A 21648-nucleotide genomic window follows, 5' to 3' on the forward strand; every position below is an offset into this window, starting at 1 on the left:
CGCTGTCGGATCCGAACCGCTTCAAGTTCGACGGTGACGGCTACTACCTGAAGTCGGCCGAGGACATGCGGGAGTACTGGGACTCCGAGGTCCCCGGTGCCGCCGACTCGACGCTGCTGATCGCCGAGCGGGTGGAGTCCTACGAGGAGGTCTGGGCGTACGCAGACCGGATCCCGGCGTTCGAGGTGCCCGAGGGGGAGGACCAGGCCAGCTGGCTCGCCAAGGAGGTCCAGCGCGGCCTGCACTGGCGGTTCCCGGCGGGCATCCCGGACGGGTACGGCGACCGCGCCGAGTTCGAGCTCGGCGTGATCGTGCAGAAGGGCTTCCCGGCGTACTTCCTCGTCGTCGCCGACCTCGTGACGTACGCGCGCAAGGTGGGCATCCGCGTTGGCCCTGGCCGTGGTTCGGCGGCCGGCTCGCTCGTCGCGTACGCGCTCGGCATCACGAACCTGGACCCGATCCCGCACGGCCTGCTGTTCGAGCGCTTCCTCAACCCGGAGCGCGCGTCGATGCCCGACATCGACATCGACTTCGACGACCGCCGCCGCGGCGAGATGATCGCCTACGCCACCGACAAGTACGGGCACGACAAGGTCGCCCAGGTCATCACGTTCGGCACGATCAAGACGAAGGCCGCGCTCAAGGACTCGGCCCGCGTCATCCACGGCCAGCCCGGCTTCTCGATCGCCGACCGGATCTCCAAGGCGCTGCCGCCGCCGATCATGGCGAAGGACATCCCGCTGTCCGGCATCGTCGACCCGAAGCACGAGCGGTACAAGGAGGCCGCCGAGGTCCGCACGCTGATCGAGACCGACACCGAGGTCGGCAAGATCTTCGAGACGGCCCGTGGCCTTGAGGGCCTGATCCGCAACGCGGGTGTGCACGCCTGTGCGGTCATCCTCTCGAAGGACCCGCTGATGGAGTCGATCCCGCTGTGGCAGCGCGACGACGGCTCGATCATCACCGGCTGGGACTACCCGTCGTGTGAGGCCATCGGCCTGCTGAAGATGGACTTCCTCGGCCTGCGGAACCTGACCGTCATCGGCGACGCGATCGACAACATCAAGTCCAACCGGGGCGAGGACATCGACCTCGACCGGCTCCACCTCGAGGACAAGAACACCTACAGGTTGCTGTCCAAGGGCGACACGCTCGGCGTGTTCCAGCTGGACGGCGGCCCCATGCGTGACCTGCTGCGGCGCATGCAGCCGACCGGGTTCGAGGACATCGTCGCGGTCGGCGCGCTGTACCGCCCCGGCCCGATGGGCATGAACGCCCACAACGACTACGCGGACCGCAAGAACAAGCGGCAGCAGATCAAGCCGATCCACCCCGAGCTGGAGGGATCGCTCAAGGACATCCTGTCCGAGACCTACGGCCTGATCGTCTACCAAGAGCAGATCATGTTCATCGCCCAGAAGGTCGCGGGCTACTCCATGGGACAGGCGGACGTGCTCCGCAAGGCCATGGGCAAGAAGAAGCAGGAGGTCCTCGACGCCGAGTTCGAGCGTTTCGAGGCCGGCATGAAGGCCAGCGACCTGCGGCAGGGCGGGTTCTCGTCCGCCGCGATCAAGGCGCTGTGGGACACGATCCTCCCGTTCGCCGGGTACGCGTTCAACAAGTCGCACGCGGCCGCGTACGGCCTGGTGTCGTACTGGACGGCGTACCTGAAGGCGAACTACCCGGCCGAGTACATGGCGGCCCTGCTCACGTCTGTCGGTGACAACAAGGACAAGTCCGCGGTGTACCTGTCCGAGTGCCGCCGTTCCGGCATCAAGGTGCTGCCCCCGGATGTCAACGAGTCGAGCCTGCGCTTCGCCGCGGTCGGCACCGACATCCGCTTCGGCATGGGCGCGGTCCGCAACGTGGGCGCCAACGTGGTCGAGTCGGTCATCAAGACCCGCGAGGCGAAGGGCGCGTACACGAGCTTCACCGACTTCCTCGACAAGTCCGAGCTGGTGGTCTGCAACAAGCGGGTCATCGAGTCGCTGGTCAAGGCCGGCGCGTTCGACTCGCTCGGTCACACCAGGCTGTCGCTGGTGCAGGCACACGAGGAAGCGGTGGAAGCGGTCGTGGGCCTCAAGCGCCAGGAGGCGATGGGCCAGTTCGACCTGTTCGGCTTCGGCGACGACGAGTCGTCCACCCCGTCGAACGACTCGAGCCCGTTGGCGCACCTGAAATTCACGCCGGACGAGTGGCCGCGCAAGCAACTCCTGGCCTACGAAAGGGAGATGCTGGGCCTGTACGTGTCGGCCCACCCGCTGGACGGCGCGGAACGCCTGCTGCGCAAGCACGCCCCGAAGCCGATCGCCGAGATCCTGGACAACCCGCCCAAGGAGGGCGAGCTCGTCCTGTCCGGCATGATCTCCTCGATGGAACGCCGTGTGAACAAGCAGGGCGAACCGTGGTGCATCTGCACGATCGAGGACCTGGACGCCTCGATCGAGGTCCTGTTCTTCGCGAAGAGCTACTCGGTCCTGTCGCAGGACCTGATCGAGGACGCGGCGGTGGCGGTCAAGGGCCGTGTGAACTGGCGCGAGGACAAGATGTCGGTGTTCGGCTCGGGTCTGGTCCCGCTGGACATCACCGACGCGGACCTGGCCGCCCCTGGCGAGGAAGCCCCGTTCATCCTGCTGTGCAACCCGGTCAAGCTGAACGACGAGGTCGTCGGCGAACTGAAGAACACCCTGTCCGCCCACCGCGGCGACACCCCGGTGCACCTGAAGTTCGCGCACAAGGAGAACGGCATCACCCTCGCCCTGGACGACTACCCGATCAAGGTCTCGCCTGCCTTCCTTGGCGAGATCAAGGCGATCCCGGGCGTGGCGGTCGACGCCTGAGCCACTCTGTCAAGGTCTGCCCAACTGTCGTCCATTGTGGTTAGGTGCCACCCATGTGGACGAGGAAGTCGGCCGTGCTGGCCGGAGCTGCCCTGCTTGCCGCCACGGTGCAGTCGCCGCAGGCGGCCGCCGCGCACGACCGTGGTCTCCCGCTGGGGCCCGGTGACCTGACCGAGAGCCGCTCGGTGCAGACACTGCAGCCGGGCGTCACGTTGACCACGATCGTCCGGGGTGCGCCGGATGCGGCGAACACCTGGACGGTCGAGGTCGCGATCCCGGGTGGCAGTGGCTCGCCGGACCCGGACACCCCGCCGACCGCGGTGTCCGACCGGGCGCACGCGGACGAGCTGGCCGCGGCGCTCACCGAGGCCGGTTTCGGCCCCCGGGTCGAGGAGGTCACGACTCCTCGGCTGGCCGACTTCCCGGGCGGCACCCTCGGTTACCGGGTCCGCGTCGGCAACCACCCGACCAAGGAGGCGGCCGACGCGGCGCTGGCCGCGATCCGCGCTGCGGAGTTCACGGCGTCCACGGTGTTCACCGGCTGGGACGGCGACAGTGCCGATCGCGGCCCGTGGGAGGTGCGGGTGCTGACGATCGACCCGCGCCGGTTCGCCGGCGACCTCGTCGGCGACTTCGGCCCGGACCTCGAACGCCGCGAGACCACGAGCGCACTCGGCGCGGCGCGTGGCGCGACGGCGGCCGTGAACGCGGGCTTCTTCGTGCTGGACCCGGCGGCCGGCGCGCCAGGCGACCCGGCTGGCGTCGGCGTGTACGCCGACCGGCTGCTGAGCGAGGCGACCAACGGCCGTCCCGCGTTCGTGTTCTCGGCCGACGGGCGGCACGCGGACGTCGCGCGGCACACGTGGACCGGAACTGTCCGAAGTGGACACGAGGTGCTGACGCTGGACGGCATCAACCGCGTCCCAGGCCTGATCCGCAACTGCGGCGGCACCGGCGACCAGCCGACGAACCACCCGCTGCACGACACGACGTGCACCGACGAGGACGAGCTGATCCTGTTCACGAGCGACTACGGCGCGAGCACCCCGACGGGCCCCGGCGTGGAAGTGCTGGTGGACAACAAGAACCACGTCACGGCGGTCCGCGAGCCGAGGGGCGGCCCGCTGCCGGCGGGCATCCGCTCGATCCAGGCCACGGGTGCGAAAGCGGGCGAACTGCGCGAACTGGGCGCCAAGCTGACGATCACGAGCCGTCTGAACGGCCGCGGTGGCGACTACGTACTGAACGGCGGCCCGGAACTGGTGCGCGACGGCAGGCAACACGCGACCCCGGCGACGGACGGCATGGTCCGCCAGAACGACCCGAGCTTCTACTACGGCTGGGTACAGAAGCGAAACCCGCGCACGATCGCCGGCGTCGACGGCCGGGGCCGCATCCTGCTGGCCACGATCGACGGCCGCAGCACCACGAGCCTGGGCCTGTCGATCGCGGAAAGCGCGGCGGTGGCACAGGCACTGGGCATGCGCGACGCGATCAACCTGGACGGCGGCGGCTCGACCACGATGGTCACCAACAACCAGGTGATCAACAAACCATCGGACGCGACCGGCGAACGCCCGGTGGGCGACGCGATCCTGATCCTGCCGTAAGGCGTGGCCTCCGGCCAGGAGCAGGATGGGCGCATGACAGCACGCATGCGGGCGATCAGCGCCCAGCGAGCAGGCGGCCCCGAGGTCCTGGCGGAGATCGAACTGGACCGTCCGGCGCCGGGCCCCGTCGAGATCCTGGTGCGCGTGCACGCGGCAGGCGTCAACCCGACCGACTGGAAGGCCAGGGCCCGCGGCGGCACGCTCGGCAGCCCCGGTCCGTTCGTCCCCGGCTACGACGTGTCGGGGGTCGTGGCGGCCGTCGGGCCCGGGGTGCGGATGTACGCACCGGGTGACGAGGTGTTCGGCATGCCGCTGTTCCCGAAGCCGCCTGGCGCCTACGCCGACTACGTCGTCGCGCCGCCCCGGCACTTCGCCCGCAAGCCCGCGAGCCTGGACCACGTCACCGCGGCCGGACTGCCGCTTGCCGGGCTGACCGCCTGGCAGTCCCTTGTGGACTGTGCGGGTCTCCTTGCTGGGCAACGGGTCCTGGTCCACGCCGCGGCGGGCGGCGTCGGCCACCTCGCCGTGCAGATCGCGAAGGCACGCGGTGCGCACGTCATCGGCACGGCGAGCGCGGCCAAGCACGACTTCGTCCTCGGCCTTGGCGCCGACGAGGTGATCGACTACACGACCACCGACTTCGCGACCGCGACCGGCGACCTGGACGTCGTCCTCGACACCATCGGCGGCGACTACCGTGCGCGGTCCCTTCCGCTGCTGCGCGCGGGTGGCACCTATCTCGCGCTCACGCCGGGTGAGGACTTCCTGCTGGTCGAGCCGGACCACGCCGGCATGCTCGCGCTCGTCGACCTCGTCGAGAACGGGCGGCTCACGGTCGCGATCGACTCGGTGTTCCCGCTGGCCGACGCGGCGAAGGCCCACGAACGCGGCGAGACCGGCCGTGCGCAGGGCAAGATCGTCTTGCGGGTGGTGTGACGCCCTGGTCCGCCTCCCCGGCATTCACAGTGTTGGTATCGACCCCAGCGACAGCTGCGGACCGTGGGTGGTTGGGTGCCGTCACGTTCCCCTGAGGTCACCTTTGGGCAGGTCCAGACCCTCGCGCAAAGATCCATTGGACAGGACCTAGCCTCCTGAGGTGACCGAAGATCTCGTCGCTCTCGACCGTGCGCACGTCTGGCATCCGTACGGCCCGATGCCGGGCGTGGTCGACCCGCTGGTGGTCGAGTCGGCGTCGGGTGTGCGGCTGCGGCTGGCCGACGGGCGGGAGCTGGTCGACGGCATGTCGTCGTGGTGGGCGGCGGTCCACGGCTACCGGAATCCCGTGCTGGACAAGGCTTTGGCCGACCAGGCGGGCCGGATGAGCCACGTCATGTTCGGTGGCCTCACGCACGAACCGGCGGTACGGCTGGCGACCACGCTCGCGGAGATCACACCCGGTGACCTCCAGCACGTGTTCCTGTGCGACTCGGGGTCGGTGTCCGTCGAGGTCGCGGTGAAGATGGCGCTGCAGCACTGGCGGTCGCTCGGCAGGCCGGAGAAGCGCAGGCTGATGACGTGGCGCGGCGGGTACCACGGTGACACGTTCCACCCGATGAGCGTGTGCGACCCGGACGGCGGGATGCACAGCCTGTGGCGGGGCGTGCTGCCGTCGCAGGTGTTCGCGGACGCGCCGCCATCGGCGTTCGAGCACGACTACGTTGCGCACCTGGCGGCGGTGCTGGAGTCCCACGCCGACGAGCTGGCCGCGGTGATCGTGGAGCCGGTGGTGCAGGGCGCGGGCGGCATGCGCTTCCACGACCCGCGCTACCTGCACGTGCTGCGTGAGCTGACCCTGGCGCACGACGTGCTGCTGATCTTCGACGAGATCGCGACCGGCTTCGGCCGCACTGGCACGCTGTTCGCGGCCGATCACGCGTCGGTGGCGCCGGACATCATGTGCGTCGGCAAGGCGCTGACCGGCGGCTACCTGTCGATGGGTGCGACGCTGTGCACCCCGGCGGTGGCGGACGGGATCTCCCGAGGCGGTGTCCCGGTCCTGGCGCACGGTCCGACGTTCATGGGCAACCCGCTGTCGTCGGCGGTGGCGAACGCGTCGATCGGCCTGCTGATGTCGCAGGACTGGCAAACGCGGGTCAAGCGTATTGAGACAGGTCTGCTGGCGGGCCTGGAACCGGCGCGTGCGTTGCCGGGCGTGCGCGACGTCCGTGTCCTTGGCGCGATCGGCGTCGTGCAGCTGGACCACGAGGTCGACATGGCGGCGGCGACGGCCGCGGTCGTGGCGGAAGGTGTGTGGCTGCGCCCGTTCCGGGACCTGATCTACACGATGCCGCCGTACGTCACCGAACCAGAGGACCTGGCCAGGATCGCGGAAGGCGTGCTGGCGGCGGCGCGCGCCGGATGACCGGCGTGGCCGCCGGCCCCCTCGAACCACGCTACGGCACGGCACCGACAGGAACGGCCACCGTCGCGGTGCACTGTGGACAACCTCCGCGGCTGTGGACAACCCCGCCCACGCGCCCGCTCGTTGTCGGTCCCGCCTCGTAGGCTGGTGACCGGGGGCGCAGCCCACCTGCCACCGCGCCGCGCACGGCCAGCCGCCGCAACACCACCTCGGGCGCGCCATCGAACAAACCGTCGATTCCGTTGCCCCGGCCCCACGGCTCGCGTACTGCCAGCTCATCCGCCCGACGCTCTCGGCAGGTACGGGGCAGTCGAGTTCGCCGGGAGCGGGTGGGTCTAGCCTGTCGCCTCGTGAGTTTCATGGTGCTCACGGGTACCGGTACGGGAGTCGGGAAGACGGTCGTGACGGCGGCCGTCGCCGCGCTCGCGTTGTCGCAACGGCGCAGTGTGGCGGTGCTGAAACCGGCGCAGACCGGTCTCGAGAGCGGCGAACCGGGGGATGTCGACGAGGTCACGCGCCTCGTCGGGCCCGACGTCACCACCTGGGAGCTGGCCAGGTTCCCCGACCCGCTCGCCCCCGCGACGGCCGCGCGCCGCGCTGGCATCATGCCCGTCACCCCCAAGCAGGCCGCGGCGGCCGCCGTCGAGCTGTCCCGAGGGCACGATCTAGTGCTGGTCGAGGGCGCGGGCGGGCTGCTGGTCCGCATGGACGACCAGGGCGGCACGCTCGCCGACGTCGCCTGGTCGGCGGCCGCACCGGTGCTGATCGTGGCGAACGCCGGGCTCGGCACGCTCAACGAGACGGCGTTGACCGCCGAGGTGCTGCGCCGCAGGGGCATCGAGTGCGCGGGTGTCGTCGTCGGCTCGTGGCCCGCCCAACCCGACCTCGCGGCCCGTTGCAACCTCGACGACCTGCCGGTGGCCGCCGACGCGCCGCTGGTCGGCGCCATCCCCGCCGGCGTGGGCACGCTGACCAGGCCGAAGTTCCTCGACATGGCGATTCGCTCGCTCGCGCCGTCGCTGGGTGGCGAGTTCGACGCGACCGGTTTCGCCGCCAGGCACGCCGCCTAGAAGCGTCGCTTCGCCGCGTGAGAAACATCGCGTCCGACGGCGGGAGTCGTGGGGCAGACTGAAGCCGATCAACGCGTCGACGACGAACATGGAGGCACCGTGACCGCAGCTGCCGAACGGACCGGGGCAGAGTCGGTATCCGACCCGCTCGCCGCCGCCAGGGAGCAGGTCCTCGAACGCGGTACCGGTCTCGGCGAGGAACAGCTGCTGGAGATCCTCCTGCTCGACGAGGAGCGCATCCCCGAACTGCTCGCACTCGCCCACAAGGTGCGGATGCGCTGGTGCGGGCCCGAGGTCGAGGTCGAGGGCATCGTGAGCCTCAAGACCGGCGGCTGCCCGGAGGACTGCCACTTCTGCTCGCAGTCCGGCCAGTTCCAGTCCCCGGTGCGCTCGGCGTGGCTGGACATCCCCGGCCTGGTCAAGGCGGCGCGGGAGACCGCGGCGACCGGCGCCAGCGAGTTCTGCATCGTCGCCGCCGTGCGCGGGCCGGACAAGCGGCTGCTCTCGCAGGTGCGGGACGGCATCAAGGCCATCCGCGAGGACGGCAACGACATCCAGATCGCCTGCTCGCTGGGCATGCTCACGCAGGCGCAGGTCGACGAGCTGGTCGAGATGGGTGTGCACCGCTACAACCACAACCTCGAGACCGCCCGCTCGCACTTCCCGAGTGTGGTCACCACGCACTCGTGGGAGGAGCGGTGGGACACGCTGAAGATGGTCCACGCGGCAGGCATGGAGGTGTGCTGCGGCGGCATCATCGGCATGGGGGAGACCGTCGCGCAGCGTGCCGAGTTCGCCGCCCAGCTGGGTGAGTTGAACCCGCACGAGGTGCCGATGAACTTCCTGATCCCGCAGCCCGGCACGCCGTACGAGAACTACGAGATCGTCGAGGGCAAGGACGCGCTGCGCACCATCGCCGCGTTCCGCCTCGCGCTGCCGCGCACGATCCTGCGGTTCGCGGGCGGCCGCGAGCTGACACTCGGTGACCTCGGCGCCGAGCAGGGCATGCTCGCCGGCATCAACGCGATCATCGTCGGCAACTACCTGACCAACCTCGGCAGGCCGGCACAGCAGGACCTGGACATGCTGGCTGACCTGAAGATGCCGGTGAAGGCGCTGAGCGAGCACCTGTGAGCGAACCGTCGAGCGCCGCGACGTACTGCGTGCACTGCGGCAAGCCGCGAGACGAGGGTGATCATCCGCGGTGTTCGGGGGCCAGGGCGGCCCTCGAACCGCCGCGGTTCTGCGCCGAGTGCGCGCGGCGCATGGTCGTTCAGGTGACTCCGGCAGGCTGGTCCGCCCACTGCAGCCGCCACGGTGGCACCAGCCCGCCTCCACGGAACTAAAAAGTGTTGGTCGCGCCCCAGCGAACGTCGCGGATGTCGGGTGGATAGTGGCTGAGTGCCGTCACGGTCCCCTGAGGTTCCGTGGGTTGGCGCGCGGCTGTGTCAATCCACGCCCTAGGCTTTACCACGGGCCGTTCCGGCCCTCGTGGGACTAGTGGGAGGTTGGGCGTGGCGGAACAGCCGGTCGGGGAGCAGGCAGCGCCGGACCGGGGGCCCGAGTACCCGAACTTCCCGCCGCCCGAGTACGCGTGGCGCCCGCCCGTGCCACGGGTCGTCGTCAAGCGTGACCTGCTGCCCGCGGTCAGCGTGCTGGCCACCGTCATGGTGCTCGGGCTCGCCGTCGCCTGGCTGTGGTCACGGCTCGCTCCGGCGCAGCGCAAGGTCATCACCCAGGACGGCGAGCAGGTGACCCTGACCGACGAGAGCTACCACCGCTTCGACGGGCTCGCGATCTTCATGCTGCTGTGCTTCGCGGCAGGCATCGTGGTCGCGGTCGCCGTCTGGTACCTGCGGGAACGCCGTGGCCCGGTGGTCATGGTGGCGGCCACCGCGGGTGGCGCGCTGGGCGGCTGGCTCGCGATGTCGGTCGGCACGGCGCTGGGCGACGGCCGCTGGCCCGCGCCGGAGTCGGTGAAGCCACTGGACATCGTGTCGGTGCCACCGGTGATCGAGTCGGCGTGGGCCATCATGCTGTGGCCGCTCGGCACCGCGCTGGTCTACGGCGTGCTCGCCGTGATGAACGGCATGGACGACCTGGGCCGCCGCCTGGGCTGAGGTGCCGCGCCCGAGTCCGCTCAGTTCTCGATCGCCTGCTGACGCAGGTCCGCAGGGGGAGCCGGGATCGCGTGCAGTGCCGCGAGTATGCCCGCCTCCCGGCTTAACAGCTGGGTCACGAGGCGCAGCCGGTGCAGTGGCCGGGTCTCCTCCAGGATGTGCTGCCGATCCTCCAGTGGCAGCAGGCAGTCCGTGGCGAGCAGGTGCGCGAGCGTCGCCACGTCGACGTCCTCCGCAGGCTCCGTCCAGTCGCCCTGTTTCCACGCCGCGTGGCAGTACCGCCGGTACGCCGCCCGCGCCGACGCGATCAGCTCCCCGATCTTGTCGCCCGCGGCGCGCTGCCCTGGAATCCTCGCGGGTGCGTCCGGCAGCCACTCGACCGTGCCCATCAGGTACGGCGCCGCCTCGCTGTCCACCGACAGCAGCCGGAACCGGCCCTCGCCGAGCGTCACGATGTCGAAGCGGCCGTCCGGCAGCCGTGCCGCCTGACGCAGGATCGCCGCGCACCCGACCGGTTTGAGCTGGTCGAGCGAGGTCACCTCGAAACCGGCCGACGGCGCGAGCGCGACCACCCCGAACCGCTTCTCCGGCACGGTGCCGGTCATCAGGTCGACGGTCAGCTGCCGGTACCTCGGCTCGAAGATGTGCAACGGCAACGTGACCCCGGGCAGCAACACCGTCTGCAGCGGGAACAGCGGCAGCGGCGTTGGTGGCTGTTGTGACGGACCCCTGGGCACGACCCAAGGTTAGGTTGCCGCGCCGCCTCTCGCTTGGTTCGGCGGACGGAGCACCGCGAACGGGTCCGTGACCTCGATGCCTCGTTCGGTGAATCGGAACAGCGCGGCGGGGCGGCCACCCGCCTTGCCCGGCGGCGCGGTGTCACCGGTCGCCTCGAGCAGTCCTCGGCGCGAAAGCACCCGCTGCAGGTTCGTCGCCGACACGCGGTACCCGAGCGCCGCCGAGTACAGCCCCCGCAGCGCCGAGATCGTGAACGTCGGCGGCGCGAGCGCGAAACCCAGGTTCGTGTACGACAGTTTCGCCCGCAGGCGGTTCCGCGCTCGACGCACGATCGACTCGTGGTCGAACGCGGTGCGGGGGAGCGCGTCGACGGCATGCCATGCCGTGTCCGGCGGCAGCGCGGGGTCGACGTCGGAGGGCACCAGCCCGAGGAAAGCCGACGCGACCACCCGCTCGCCCGGTACCCGGTCGGGCGCGCTGAACACCGCGAGCTGTTCGACGTGCGACAACTGCCGGACGTCGACCTTTTCCTCCAGCTGGCGGCGGATCGAGGACTCCACGTCCTCGGTCGCGCCGAGCCGCCCGCCCGGCAACGACCACCGGTGCGCGTGCGGTTCCTGAGCGCGTTCCCAGAGCAGAACCTGGAGTGATCCCGCTCGCACCTGGAGCACCGAGGCCAGCACTTCGTGGTCGGCCACGGTTAACGCGGTGGTAGCATTGCGCATGTTTTCGATCCTAAGGCGAAAACCTCTGGAGAGGAAACCGGACAAGCGGACCGTAGCCCAGGGAGGGACAAGTGGCCGCAACTCTCGAACAAGATCTCACGCCCTACACCGGGGTCGCGCCGGATGCGGCATGGCGCGACGAGGTGCGCGGGCTCGCGAAGGAACGCGACGCCGTGCTGCTCGCGCACAACTACCAGCTGCCGGAGATCCAGGACATCGCCGACCACACCGGCGACTCGCTCGCGCTGAGCCGCATCGCCGCGGCCAGCGACGCGTCCACGATCGTGTTCTGTGGCGTGCACTTCATGGCGGAGACCGCGAAGATCCTTGCGCCTGAGAAGACCGTGCTCATCCCGGACGCGCGTGCCGGCTGTTCGCTGGCCGACTCCATCGACGCCGCCCAGCTGCGCGAGTGGAAGGCGGAGCACCCCGGTGCGGTGGTGGTTTCCTACGTGAACACGACCGCCGAGGTGAAGGCCGAGACCGACATCTGCTGCACCTCCTCCAACGCCGTCGACGTGGTCCGCTCGATCCCCGCCGACCAGGAGGTGCTGTTCCTGCCGGACCAGTTCCTCGGCGCGCACGTCAAGCGGGAGACCGGTCGCGACAACCTGCACATCTGGGCGGGGGAGTGCCACGTCCACGCCGGCATCAACGGCCCTGAGCTGGCCGAGCGCGCCGCCGCGAACCCCGACGCGGACCTGTTCATCCACCCCGAGTGCGGCTGCGCCACCTCGGCGCTCTACCTCGCGGGCGAGGGCATCGTGCCGAGCAGCCAGGTCAAGATCCTCTCCACCGGCGACATGGTCACGCAGGCCCGTGCCACCTCGGCGAAGTCGGTGCTCGTCGCGACCGAGATCGGCATGCTGCACCAGCTGCGCCGCGCCGCCCCGGAGATCGACTTCCGCGCCGTGAACGATCGTGCGTCCTGCCGCTACATGAAGATGATCACTCCGGCCGCCCTGCTCCGAGGGCTGCGGGAGAACGCCGACGAGGTGCACGTGGACCTCGAGACCGCCGCCCGTGCGCGCGGCGCCGTGCGGCGGATGATCGAGATCGGCAAGCCCGGCGGTGGGGAGTGACGTCCTCGGCGCGACCCGGTCCCCGCTGGGAGGCGCAGGCGGACCTGGTGATCGTCGGTACCGGTGTCGCCGGGCTGACCGCCGCGCTGCGTGCCCGTGAGCTGGGCCTGGACGTCCTGGTCGTCACCAAGGACGCCGCCGACGGCGGCAACACGCGCTGGGCTCAGGGCGGCGTCGCGGTCGTGCTGGGCGACATCGAGGCGGACTCGGTCGCGCGGCACATCGACGACACGCTCATCGCCGGGGTCGGCCTGTGCGACACCATGGCCACGTCGCGGATCATCGGCGCTGGCCCGGCGGCCGTGGCACGCCTGCGGAAACTCGGCGCCGAGTTCGACCGTGACAGTCACGAGGGTGACCGCCTCGCGCGCACCCGCGAGGGCGGCCACACCGCGTTCCGCGTGGTGCACGCGGGCGGCGACGCGACCGGTGCCGAGGTCGAGCGGGCGCTGCTCGCCGCCTCCCGCGACGGGCGGGTGCCGATGCTGGAGCACCACACCGCGGTCGACACGCTGCGCACCCCGGCGGGGGAGGTGGCCGGGCTGCTCGTGCTCGACGCGGACGGGGTGCCGGGAATCCTTGTGGCACCGGCGGTTCTGCTCGCCACCGGAGGTCTCGGGCAGCTGTACCAGGCCACGTCCAACCCGTCCGTCGCGACCGCGGACGGCGTGGCGATCGCGCTGCGGTCCGGTGCGCCGGTGGCGGACCTGGAGTTCGTGCAGTTCCACCCAACCGTGCTGTACACCGGTGCCGGCGCGCGCGGGCGGTGCCCGCTCGTGACCGAGGCCGTGCGCGGCGAGGGTGCGGTGCTGGTCGACGCACGCGGCGATCGCGTGATGGCCGGTGTGCACCCGCAGGAGGACCTGGCGCCGCGCGACGTGGTGTCCGCGGCGATCACCAGGAGGGCGGCCGCGCTCGGCGACGACCACGTGTACCTGGACGCGACGCACCTGTCCCCGGCGGAGTTCCGGCGGCGGTTCCCGACCGTGCTCGCCGCGAGCCTCGCGGTGGGCGTAGACCCGTCCGCCGCGCCGATCCCGGTCGCGCCGGCGGCGCACTTCTCATGCGGCGGCGTGGTGGCCACTGTGGACGGACGCACCGCGGTGCCGGGCCTCTACGCGGCGGGGGAGGTGGCGCGGACCGGTCTGCACGGCGCGAACCGGCTGGCGTCCAACAGTTTGCTGGAAGGGCTGGTCGTCGGCGCGCGGGCCGCGGAGTCCGTCGCGGCCGACCTCGCGCTGGGGCTGCCGCCCGAGCGGCGGCTGGCGGCGTGCCAGCCGGTGCCGACCGTGCCCGTCGCCGACCGGGACACGCTGCAGCGCGTGATGAGCCGCTACGCCGCGATCGGCCGCGACGCGGAGGGGCTGGCGGTGGTCGGCTCGGTGCTCGATGTGTCCACAGTGGATCGTCCGCTGGAGACGCGGGAGCTGGTGGAGGACGCGGCGCTGACGCTGACCGCGCGGGCGCTGATCGCGGCGGCCGCCGCGCGCCAGGAGTCCAGAGGCTGCCACGTGCGCGACGACTTTCCCGGCACCGCGCCGGAATCGGCACGCAGCCTGACGGTGCGACTGACACCGTCGGGCCAGCCGATGATCGCGGCACCCGCGATGGCGAGGGGGGCGGCATGAGCATCGACACCGACGATCTCCTGCGCGTGGTGCGGACCGCGCTGGAGGAGGACCTGCGGTACGGCCAGGACGCGACCACCGAGGCGACGGTTCCTCGGGACGCGGTCGCCACGGCGTCGATCTCCCCGCGCGCGTTCGGCACGGTGGCCGGGCTGCCGGCCGTGCTGGCGGTGTTCGACGAGGTCATCGGCGACTACCAGGTACTGTCCACAATGGAGGATGGGGCGAAGGTCGGGCCGGGCGACGACGTGCTCGTGGTGCGTGCCCCGGTCCGCTTGCTGCTCACGGCGGAGCGCACCGCGCTGAACCTGCTGTGCCACCTGTCCGGCGTGGCGACCGCGACGGCCGAGTGGGTCGAGGCGGTCGCGGGCACCGGCGTCGCGATCCGTGACTCCCGCAAGACGCTGCCCGGCCTGCGGTTGCTGGAGAAGTACGCGGTCCGCCTCGGCGGCGGCGTCAACCACCGCCTCGGCCTCGGCGACGCGGTCCTGATCAAGGACAACCACGTCGCCGCGGCGGGCTCGGTGACGGCGGCCCTGCGCGCGGCGCGGGACCGGGCGCCGGACCTGCCGTGCGAGGTGGAGGTCGACAGCCTCGACCAGCTCGACGAGGCACTTGCCGAGAAAGCGGAACTGGTGCTGCTGGACAACTTCACGCCAGAGCGTTGCGTGACGGCCGTCCGGCGGGTGGCGGACCTGGGCGCCACGACGAAGCTGGAGGTGTCGGGCGGTCTCAGGATCGCCGACGCACGCGTCTACGCGGAAACGGGCGTCGACTACCTGGCGGTCGGCGCGCTGACCCACTCGGCGCCCGCGCTCGACCTGGGGCTGGACCTGCGCTGAGCGGTACCCGGGGGTCGGCCTCCGGCCCCCGGGTACCAGCCTCTCATGGGGCACCGACAGTCCCGATGGTCCGAGGCCGCCGCCGGGGCAGGTTGTCCACAGCCCTGGTCCGCGCGTATAAAAATGGCATGGCCACGGTCGAGGCACCACCGGGAACCGCTCTGCCACCTGGGTCCAACCTGCCGTCGCTCGTGCAGACGATCCTGTTCCTGGCCTTCCGCCGCCAGGTCCACGCGCGCTGGCGCCGCCGCTACGGCGAGTTGTTCACGACGCGGGTGGCCGGTGACCGGACCATCGTCACGCTGAGCCGCCCCGAGCACATCCGGCAGGTCTTCGCGGGCGCACCGACGATCTTCCACGCGGGCGAGGGCAACGGGCTGCTGGCGCCGGTCATGGGCGAGCACTCGCTGCTCACCACCGACGAGGGCGAGCACCTGCGTGCCCGCAAGCTGCTGATGCCCGCGTTCAACGGTGCGGCCTTGCGCGGCTACCGCGAGCTCATGACCCGGCTGGCCGTCGCGAACGTCGAGCGCTGGCCGGTCGGCACGCCCTTCGCCGTGCACCCGCGCATGAACGCGGTGACGCTGGAGATCATCCTGCGGGTCGTGTTCGGCATGTCCGAGGGCCCGCGCCTCGCCGAGCTGCGCCCCCGGCTGCGCCGCATCTCCGACATCGGCCCGCTCACCGTGCTCGGCTGGAGCTACGCGAAGCTGCGCGGGTTCGGCATCTGGAAGCGCAACTGGGAGAACCTGCACGCCGCGGATCGCCTGCTGTACGCGGAGATCGCCGACCGCCGCACGGCTGGCGACCTGTCAGAACGCGGCGACGTGCTGTCCCGCCTGCTCACCGCGGCTGGCGGCGAGCTGTCCGACGTCGAGCTGCGCGACCAGATGATCACCCTGCTGCTGGCCGGCCACGAGACCACCGCGACCGCGCTGGCCTGGTCTTTCCACGAGCTGTCCCGCCGCCCGGACCTGTTACGCCGCGCGCAGCAGGCCGCCGACGACGGCGACGACAACTACCTCGAGGCCGTGGCGAAGGAGGCCATGCGCCGCCGCCCGGTGATCCAGAACGTGGCCCGCAGGCTGACCGAGCCGGTCGAGATCGCCGGCTACCGCCTGCCGGAGGGCACCGTCGTGGCACCGAGCATCTCGCTGGTCCACCGCGACGCCAACGCCCACGTGGCGCCGAAGGACTTCCGCCCGGACCGCTTCCTCGGCAGGACCCCGGAGTCGGGCACGTGGATCCCGTTCGGCGGCGGCGTGCGCCGCTGCATCGGCGCGGGCTTCTCACTGCAGGAGGCGACCGCGGTCCTGAAGGAAGCCCTCACCCGCTACGACATCCGCGCCGCGAGCACCACCGAGGAGTTCCCAAAACCCCGCAACATCACCCTGGTCCCGTCCCGAGGCGCACGAATCATCGCCACCCCCCGCAAGGCCACCCCCGGCAAGGACACGCCCGGCAAGGACACGCCCAGCAAGGACAACCCCCGCGGGTCTTTGCACTGAGGCCCGCACCTGGTCAGCAGTTACCTCAGGGGAACGTGAAGGCACGCAACCACCAACCATCTGCGGTCCGAGGGTGCGCTGGGTTGGGACCAGCACTGTGAATTCCGGGGAGGCGGACCAGTCAGATTCTGCGGTTTGCCAGTACCGGGATGTTCTCGCGGGTCTTGGCCACGCGCTCAAGGTCGAGGTCGACGACCAGCAGTCCGGGCTCCGCGCCCAGCGACGCGAACACCGACCCGTCCGGTGCCGCGACGAGGCTGTGCCCGATCCCGGTGGGTGCCGTCGACGGCGTGCCAGGGTCGGCCTGCCCGCAGGCCACCACCCAGCACGTCGAGTCCAGCGCCCGCGCACGCACCAGGAGCTCCCACTGCTCCCGTTTGCCCGGCCCCGCACCCCATGAGGCACCCAGCAACACCGCCGAGGCACCCTTGTCCGCGAGCCCGGTGAACACCCCGGGGAACCGCACGTCGTAGCAGGTCGCCACGCCGACATCGCCGAGCACCACGAGTTCGTCACCCGGTGCGACGGTGCGTGATTCCTGGAAGCCGAACGCGTCGTACAGGTGGATCTTGTCGTAGCCCACGTGCCGGTCACGCCCCGTCGCCAGCAGCGTGTTGAACACCCGGCCGTCCGGTGACGGGGTGAACATGCCCGCCACCACGAGCACGTCGTGCTCGGTCGCGATCGCACGCACCTCGGATGCCCACGGCCCGTCCACCGGCTCCGCGAGCGGGCCGAGCGACGTGCCGAAACACGCCATCGTCGCCTCGGGGAACAGGACCACCGACGCCCCGTCCGCCGCGGCCGCCTTCACCTGCGCCGCCACCAGCTCCAGGTTCGACGACGGCGATGGTGAGGACGTGATCTGGCTCAATGCGACACGCACGGCAACCGACCTCCCGGAGCGAGAATGCGTAATCCCTCCCCGCGAGGATATGTGGCCCGGCTAGGGTCGGGCCTCGTGCCCAACAAGTCGCGCCTCCTCGCGCCGCTGCTGCTCGTGGCCGCGCTGGCGGGTGCCTGCATCGGTGACCCGGCGCCACCGGCCTCCGGTGACCCGGACGGCACGTCGATGGTGATCGCCGTCGCAGAAGAGCCCGCCGACGTGAACCCGCTGTCCGGGTTCGCGGAGAACGGCGCCGCGAAGCTGTTCGACGGGCTCGTCGAGCACGAGGCCGACCTGGCGCTGCGGCCCGCGCTGGCGGTCGACCTGCCGGTGCCCGCCGCCGACGGCCGCTCATGGACGGTGCGGCTCCGGTCGAACGTCACGTTCGCGGACGGGTCGCCGTTGGAGGTCGACGACGTCGTGGGCACCTACCGCGCGATGCTCGACCCGGCACGGAAGTCGCCGGTGCGCGGCCGGTTCCCGATGCTGAAGAGCGTCAGCGCGGTCAACGCGGCGACCGTGCGGTTCGACCTGACCGCGCCGTACGCGCCGTTCCCGGAGCTGCTCGTGCTGGGCATCGTGTCCAGCGAGTCGGTCACCACGGAGAAGCCGGTGGGCACCGGGCCGTACCGCCTGGAGTCGTGGACGCGCGGCAAGCAGATGGTGCTCGCGGCCAACGCGTCGTACTGGGCAGGCCCGCCCGCCATCAAGAACGTCACCGTCGAGTTCATCCCCGACGACGACGTCCGCGCCGCCCGCCTGCGCGACGGCAAGCTCGACGGGGCCGCGCTGCCGCCACCGCTGGCCGCCGGGTTCGAGGACACCGACGGCCTGCTTGTCGCCTACCACAGCGCCGCCGACGTGCGGGCCGTCGTGCTGCCCGCGGGCAACCCGGTCACCGGCGACCTCGACGTGCGGCTCGCGCTGAACCACGCGGTCGACCGCGAGACCATGGTCGAGGACGCGGTCGCGACGAAGGCGCGGGTCGCGCACACGCCCATGCCGAACGTGCTGGCCGAGTTCGTCGACCCGGACGCCACCTTCGAGTTCGACGTGACCACCGCGCTCGACACGCTGTCCTCGGGTGGCTGGGTGCCGGGCGAGGCCGGGGTGCGGACCAAGAACGGCGTGCCCGCGTCGTTCACGCTGCGCTATCCGGCCGGTGACACGGTGTCCGCCGCGCTGGCGCAGTCGTTCGCGGCCGACGCCCGCGCCATCGGCGTCGACGTGACCCCCGAGCCCGCGACCACCGAGGGGACCGGCCCGTCCGTGGTGCGTTTCGGCGACCCGTTCGACCCGGACCTCGAGCTGTACCGGCTGGTGCACAGCGGTTCCGCGCTCGGCGGCTACGGCGACGATGCGGTCGACGATGCGGTCGAGACCGGCCGCTCCTCCACCGACCCGGCGGAACGGGCCACGGCGTACCGCAAGTTCCAGCGGTCGTGGGTGAACGCCCCGGGCATGGCGGTGCTGGTGGCCCCGAACCACACGTACGTGATGCGCGAGAGCTGGGACGGCTACGAGCCGGTCGTCGACGCGGCGGGCTCGGACTTCACCTGGGGAGCATGGTGGAACCTCGAAACCTGGACACCGCAGTGATCGACCTCGACGCCGTGGTGGCCGACACCCCCGGTGCCCATCGCGGCGTGTTCCTCGACAGCGCCGGTTCGTCGCTGCCGCCGGTGCGGGTACTGGACGAGGTGGTGAACCACCTGCGCCGCGAGGCCGAGGTGGGCGGCTACCGCGCCGCGGCCGAACGCGACGACGACCTGTCGGCGGGCTACGAGGTGCTCGCGCGGATGCTGGGTTGTGACGCCGACGAGGTGGCGTTCACCGACAGCGCGACCCGCTCGTGGCTGGCGGCCTTCGACGCGATCCCACTGGCGCCCGGCGACCGCATCCTGTCCACCGAGGCGGAGTACGGGGGCAACGCCGTCCCACTGCTGCGCAGGGCGGCCGAGGCAGGCGCGACGGTGGAACCGATCCCGTCGGATTCCTCCGGCGCCGTCGACGTGTCCGCGCTGCGTTCGATGCTCGACGACCGGGTCCGCCTGGTGTCCCTTGTCCACGTCCCGACGAACGGCGGCCTGGTGAACCCGGCCGAGGCGGTCATCGAGGCTGCGCACGAGGCGGGTGCGCTGGTGATGCTGGACGCATGCCAGTCGGTCGGGCAGGTGGCGCTGACGGGCCTTGACGCGGACATCGTCACGGGCTCGGGCCGCAAGTGGCTCCGTGGCCCGCGCGGCACGGGGTTCCTGGTGGTGCGCGGACGGATCCGCGACCGGCTGCTGCCACGGCAGGTCGACCTGCACAGCGGCACGTGGGAGACCCCGGACCGGTTCTCGCTGCGGCAGGACGCCAGGGTGTTCGAACTGTGGGAGTCGAGCATCGCGGATCGCCTCGGCCTGATCGCCGCGGTCCGGTACGCGCTTGACCTGGGCATCGACAACATCGAGGCGACGGTCCGGTCCCGCGCGGAACACCTCCGGGCGGGCCTGGCCGAACTGCCGGGCGTCACGGTCCACGACCTGGGCACCCACCGGTGCGGCCTGGTCACGTTCACCGTCGACGGCGTCGCCCCGGCCACGGTCCGCGACCACCTGCTGGACCACCACATCACGGTGACCCTCTCGGCCACGACGTCGACCCAGTACGACATGACCCGCCGCGGCCTCGACGTGATCGTCCGAGCCTCCCCGCACTACTTCATCACCCCGGCCCAACTGGACGACGCCATCGCCGCGGTGGCCGCGATGACATGAAGGGCACCTCCGGGACGCTCGTCCCGAAGATGCCCTTCACGGTCATGACCCAGATCAGGTCGCGTTCGACAGGAGGATGTCGACCGCGCCGTCGTTGCGGGTGGTCTGCGGGACGATGTCCTCGTCCGGCGGGTAGAAGCCGTCGATGCCGCCGCCCGACGGGTACATCTCGAAGCAGTAGGAGAGCACCTTGTGCTGCCCCCACATCCAGTCGTTGATGTCACCGTCGGTGATGTACAGCCCGGACGACTGGTCCGGCGTGTAACCGTTCGAGGCGGCCATCTCCTGGCCGATCGACTGGAAGCGGTCGTACTCCGCCTGCGTCATGCCCTCGGTCACCGTGTCGTAGGTGTGCCCGAACGGCCACAGCACCAACTCGGAGAACGTGTGGAAGTCGATGTGCCCCTTGATCTGCTGCACACCGCCGATCACGCGGGAGTTCACGAAGGCCTGCACGGCGGCCACCTCGGGTGCCGACGAGGCCGCCGGGCCGCGGTAGTCCTCCGCGGACGGTGACGTCGACGAACCGTCGCAGCAGCCCCACTTGTACGAGAAGTTCCGGTTGATGTCGGTCCCGACGCTGCCGTCGTCGTTCGGCTGCCGGTTCTTGCGCCAGCCCGCGTACTCGCCGCCGGAGATGTCGAACTCCGCGCCGTCCGGGTTCTGGGACGGGACGACCCAGATCTCCTTGGCGTCGACGTTGGCGGTGACGCCGGCGTCCGACCCGTAGCCGGACGTGAACCGGTCCACGATGCGCAGGCACATCTCGAGGGTCAGGTGCTCCCGCGCGTGCATGTTGCACGTGAACAGCACCTCGGGCTCGTCCTCGTCGGTCGCCGCGTTGTCGCTGATCTTGATCACCGGGATGTCGCGGCCCTCGTAGGTGGTGCCGACGCTCGACACCGCCGTGATGTCCGGGTGCGCGGACGCGGCCGCCTGCACCGCGGCCACCATCTCGTCGTAGGTGTGGTACGCCTCGTCACCGGCTGGGAAGTCCGCCGCCGACGCTCTGGAGACCCCGCCGCCGCGCGCGTCGAGCATCGCGGCCCAGTCGCCCGCCAGCGACAGGGTGAGCCCCTGAGCCCGCAGTGTCGAGGCCTGTGACGGGCTTGCCACGACCTCCATGGCGCCGTCACGGACCCCGAGCACGTCGACGCCCGTGCGGGTGACGTCGGTCCGTGCGTCGGCGGTGTCCGCGCCCTGCACCTGGTAGAGACCCTGGTCCGGTGCGGCCGCCGGTTCCTCAGCTGCCCCGGCCTGCCAGCCGGTGACGAGCACCAGGACGGCCGCCGTGACGCCGGCGCCCGCCCCGAGCACGCGACGTTTGGTGAGCATGTCGCCTCCCCGAAGGCTTATGTGTTGTGATCGTCCGAGCCTCCGGGGGCCATCACGCGGCGACAACCCGTCATTGGTCGGGAACGGTGCGTCGTCGACGGATCAACCGACGAAGGTAGTGGGCCGATCGGGTGCAGTGC

At 71.0% G+C, this 21648-nt stretch carries 18 protein-coding genes; 14 read left to right on the forward strand and 4 right to left on the reverse strand.

The window, feature by feature from the left end; translation table 11 throughout:
• The 8 genes from dnaE to WBA97_RS07040 form a co-directional block, all read left to right on the forward strand.
• On the forward strand, nucleotides 1-2840 hold a 2840-nt coding region (gene dnaE, locus WBA97_RS07005), incomplete at its 5' end, for a DNA polymerase III subunit alpha (protein WP_424229882.1).
• 53 nt (nucleotides 2841-2893) lie between these two features.
• Nucleotides 2894-4450 (forward strand): phosphodiester glycosidase family protein, encoded by a 1557-nt coding sequence (locus WBA97_RS07010; RefSeq protein ID WP_424229883.1) that lies wholly within the window; start codon nucleotides 2894-2896, stop codon nucleotides 4448-4450.
• 45 nt (nucleotides 4451-4495) lie between these two features.
• Nucleotides 4496-5386, forward strand: a complete 891-nt coding sequence (locus WBA97_RS07015) for an NADP-dependent oxidoreductase (protein WP_424229957.1) — start codon at nucleotides 4496-4498, stop codon at nucleotides 5384-5386.
• Between the two features lie 160 nt (nucleotides 5387-5546).
• A complete protein-coding gene (locus tag WBA97_RS07020) occupies nucleotides 5547-6812 on the forward strand; it encodes an adenosylmethionine--8-amino-7-oxononanoate transaminase (protein ID WP_424229884.1) in 1266 nt (421 codons plus the stop codon).
• Between the two features lie 350 nt (nucleotides 6813-7162).
• On the forward strand, nucleotides 7163-7882 hold the full coding sequence (gene bioD / locus WBA97_RS07025; RefSeq protein WP_424229885.1) for a dethiobiotin synthase: 720 nt from the start codon (nucleotides 7163-7165) through the stop codon (nucleotides 7880-7882).
• A 99-nt stretch (nucleotides 7883-7981) separates the two neighbouring features.
• Entirely contained in the window at nucleotides 7982-9016 is a 1035-nt protein-coding gene (gene bioB / locus WBA97_RS07030) for a biotin synthase BioB (RefSeq protein ID WP_424229886.1), read from the forward strand.
• Nucleotides 9013-9228: a hypothetical protein gene (locus WBA97_RS07035; RefSeq protein WP_424229887.1), complete on the forward strand. Its 216-nt coding sequence runs from the start codon at nucleotides 9013-9015 to the stop codon at nucleotides 9226-9228. The genes bioB and WBA97_RS07035 overlap by 4 nt, the downstream gene beginning before the upstream one ends.
• A gap of 168 nt (nucleotides 9229-9396) precedes the next feature.
• Complete coding sequence (locus tag WBA97_RS07040; RefSeq protein ID WP_424229888.1) at nucleotides 9397-10002, forward strand: DUF2567 domain-containing protein; 606 nt, start codon at nucleotides 9397-9399, stop codon at nucleotides 10000-10002.
• 20 nt (nucleotides 10003-10022) lie between these two features.
• On the opposite strand, the gene WBA97_RS07045 is transcribed toward WBA97_RS07040, so the two are convergent.
• Both WBA97_RS07045 and WBA97_RS07050 read right to left on the reverse strand, forming a co-directional pair.
• Nucleotides 10023-10739: an LON peptidase substrate-binding domain-containing protein gene (locus WBA97_RS07045; RefSeq protein WP_424229889.1), complete on the reverse strand. Its 717-nt coding sequence runs from the start codon at nucleotides 10737-10739 to the stop codon at nucleotides 10023-10025.
• 9 nt (nucleotides 10740-10748) lie between these two features.
• Nucleotides 10749-11465, reverse strand: coding sequence for an NUDIX hydrolase (locus WBA97_RS07050; protein WP_424229890.1), 717 nt, complete (start codon nucleotides 11463-11465; stop codon nucleotides 10749-10751).
• A 71-nt stretch (nucleotides 11466-11536) separates the two neighbouring features.
• Here WBA97_RS07050 and nadA point away from each other — a divergent pair, with 71 nt between their 5' ends.
• From nadA to WBA97_RS07070, 4 genes are all read left to right on the forward strand, one after another.
• Nucleotides 11537-12547 (forward strand): quinolinate synthase NadA, encoded by a 1011-nt coding sequence (gene nadA / locus WBA97_RS07055; RefSeq protein WP_424229891.1) that lies wholly within the window; start codon nucleotides 11537-11539, stop codon nucleotides 12545-12547.
• Nucleotides 12544-14175 carry an L-aspartate oxidase gene (locus WBA97_RS07060; RefSeq protein WP_424229892.1) on the forward strand — a complete coding sequence of 544 codons (1632 nt, stop codon included), beginning with the start codon at nucleotides 12544-12546 and terminating at the stop codon, nucleotides 14173-14175. Before nadA ends, WBA97_RS07060 begins: the two co-directional genes overlap by 4 nt.
• Nucleotides 14172-15017 (forward strand): carboxylating nicotinate-nucleotide diphosphorylase, encoded by an 846-nt coding sequence (gene nadC, locus WBA97_RS07065; RefSeq protein WP_424229893.1) that lies wholly within the window; start codon nucleotides 14172-14174, stop codon nucleotides 15015-15017. Before WBA97_RS07060 ends, nadC begins: the two co-directional genes overlap by 4 nt.
• A 128-nt stretch (nucleotides 15018-15145) precedes the next feature.
• On the forward strand, nucleotides 15146-16525 hold the full coding sequence (locus WBA97_RS07070; RefSeq protein WP_424229894.1) for a cytochrome P450: 1380 nt from the start codon (nucleotides 15146-15148) through the stop codon (nucleotides 16523-16525).
• A 121-nt stretch (nucleotides 16526-16646) separates the two neighbouring features.
• Here the strand turns inward: WBA97_RS07070 and WBA97_RS07075 are convergent, their stop codons facing one another.
• Entirely contained in the window at nucleotides 16647-17411 is a 765-nt protein-coding gene (locus WBA97_RS07075; RefSeq protein WP_424229895.1) for a carbon-nitrogen hydrolase family protein, read from the reverse strand.
• A 75-nt stretch (nucleotides 17412-17486) separates the two neighbouring features.
• On the opposite strand from WBA97_RS07075, the gene WBA97_RS07080 reads away from it, so the two are divergent.
• Nucleotides 17487-19010 carry an ABC transporter substrate-binding protein gene (locus tag WBA97_RS07080; protein ID WP_424229896.1) on the forward strand — a complete coding sequence of 508 codons (1524 nt, stop codon included), beginning with the start codon at nucleotides 17487-17489 and terminating at the stop codon, nucleotides 19008-19010.
• Nucleotides 18977-20173 (forward strand): aminotransferase class V-fold PLP-dependent enzyme, encoded by a 1197-nt coding sequence (locus tag WBA97_RS07085; protein ID WP_424229897.1) that lies wholly within the window; start codon nucleotides 18977-18979, stop codon nucleotides 20171-20173. The genes WBA97_RS07080 and WBA97_RS07085 overlap by 34 nt, the downstream gene beginning before the upstream one ends.
• Before the next feature lie 54 nt (nucleotides 20174-20227).
• On the opposite strand, the gene WBA97_RS07090 is transcribed toward WBA97_RS07085, so the two are convergent.
• Complete coding sequence (locus tag WBA97_RS07090) at nucleotides 20228-21508, reverse strand: M14 family metallopeptidase (protein WP_424229898.1); 1281 nt, start codon at nucleotides 21506-21508, stop codon at nucleotides 20228-20230.
• Nucleotides 21509-21648 lie beyond the last annotated feature (140 nt).

It is taken from the genome of Actinophytocola sp., from assembly GCF_049647105.1.
Taxonomy (GTDB): domain Bacteria; phylum Actinomycetota; class Actinomycetes; order Mycobacteriales; family Pseudonocardiaceae; genus Actinophytocola.

Coding starts and splice junctions, on each gene's coding strand:
- WBA97_RS07010 (WP_424229883.1), top strand. CDS start 2,894: ATGTGGACGAGGAAGTCGGCCGTGCTGGCCGGAGCTGCCCTGCTTGCC.
- WBA97_RS07015 (WP_424229957.1), top strand. CDS start 4,496: ATGCGGGCGATCAGCGCCCAGCGAGCAGGCGGCCCCGAGGTCCTGGCG.
- WBA97_RS07050 (WP_424229890.1), bottom strand. CDS start 11,465: ATGCGCAATGCTACCACCGCGTTAACCGTGGCCGACCACGAAGTGCTG.
- nadC (WP_424229893.1), top strand. CDS start 14,172: ATGAGCATCGACACCGACGATCTCCTGCGCGTGGTGCGGACCGCGCTG.
- WBA97_RS07070 (WP_424229894.1), top strand. CDS start 15,146: ATGGCCACGGTCGAGGCACCACCGGGAACCGCTCTGCCACCTGGGTCC.
- WBA97_RS07085 (WP_424229897.1), top strand. CDS start 18,977: ATGGTGGAACCTCGAAACCTGGACACCGCAGTGATCGACCTCGACGCC.
- WBA97_RS07090 (WP_424229898.1), bottom strand. CDS start 21,508: ATGCTCACCAAACGTCGCGTGCTCGGGGCGGGCGCCGGCGTCACGGCG.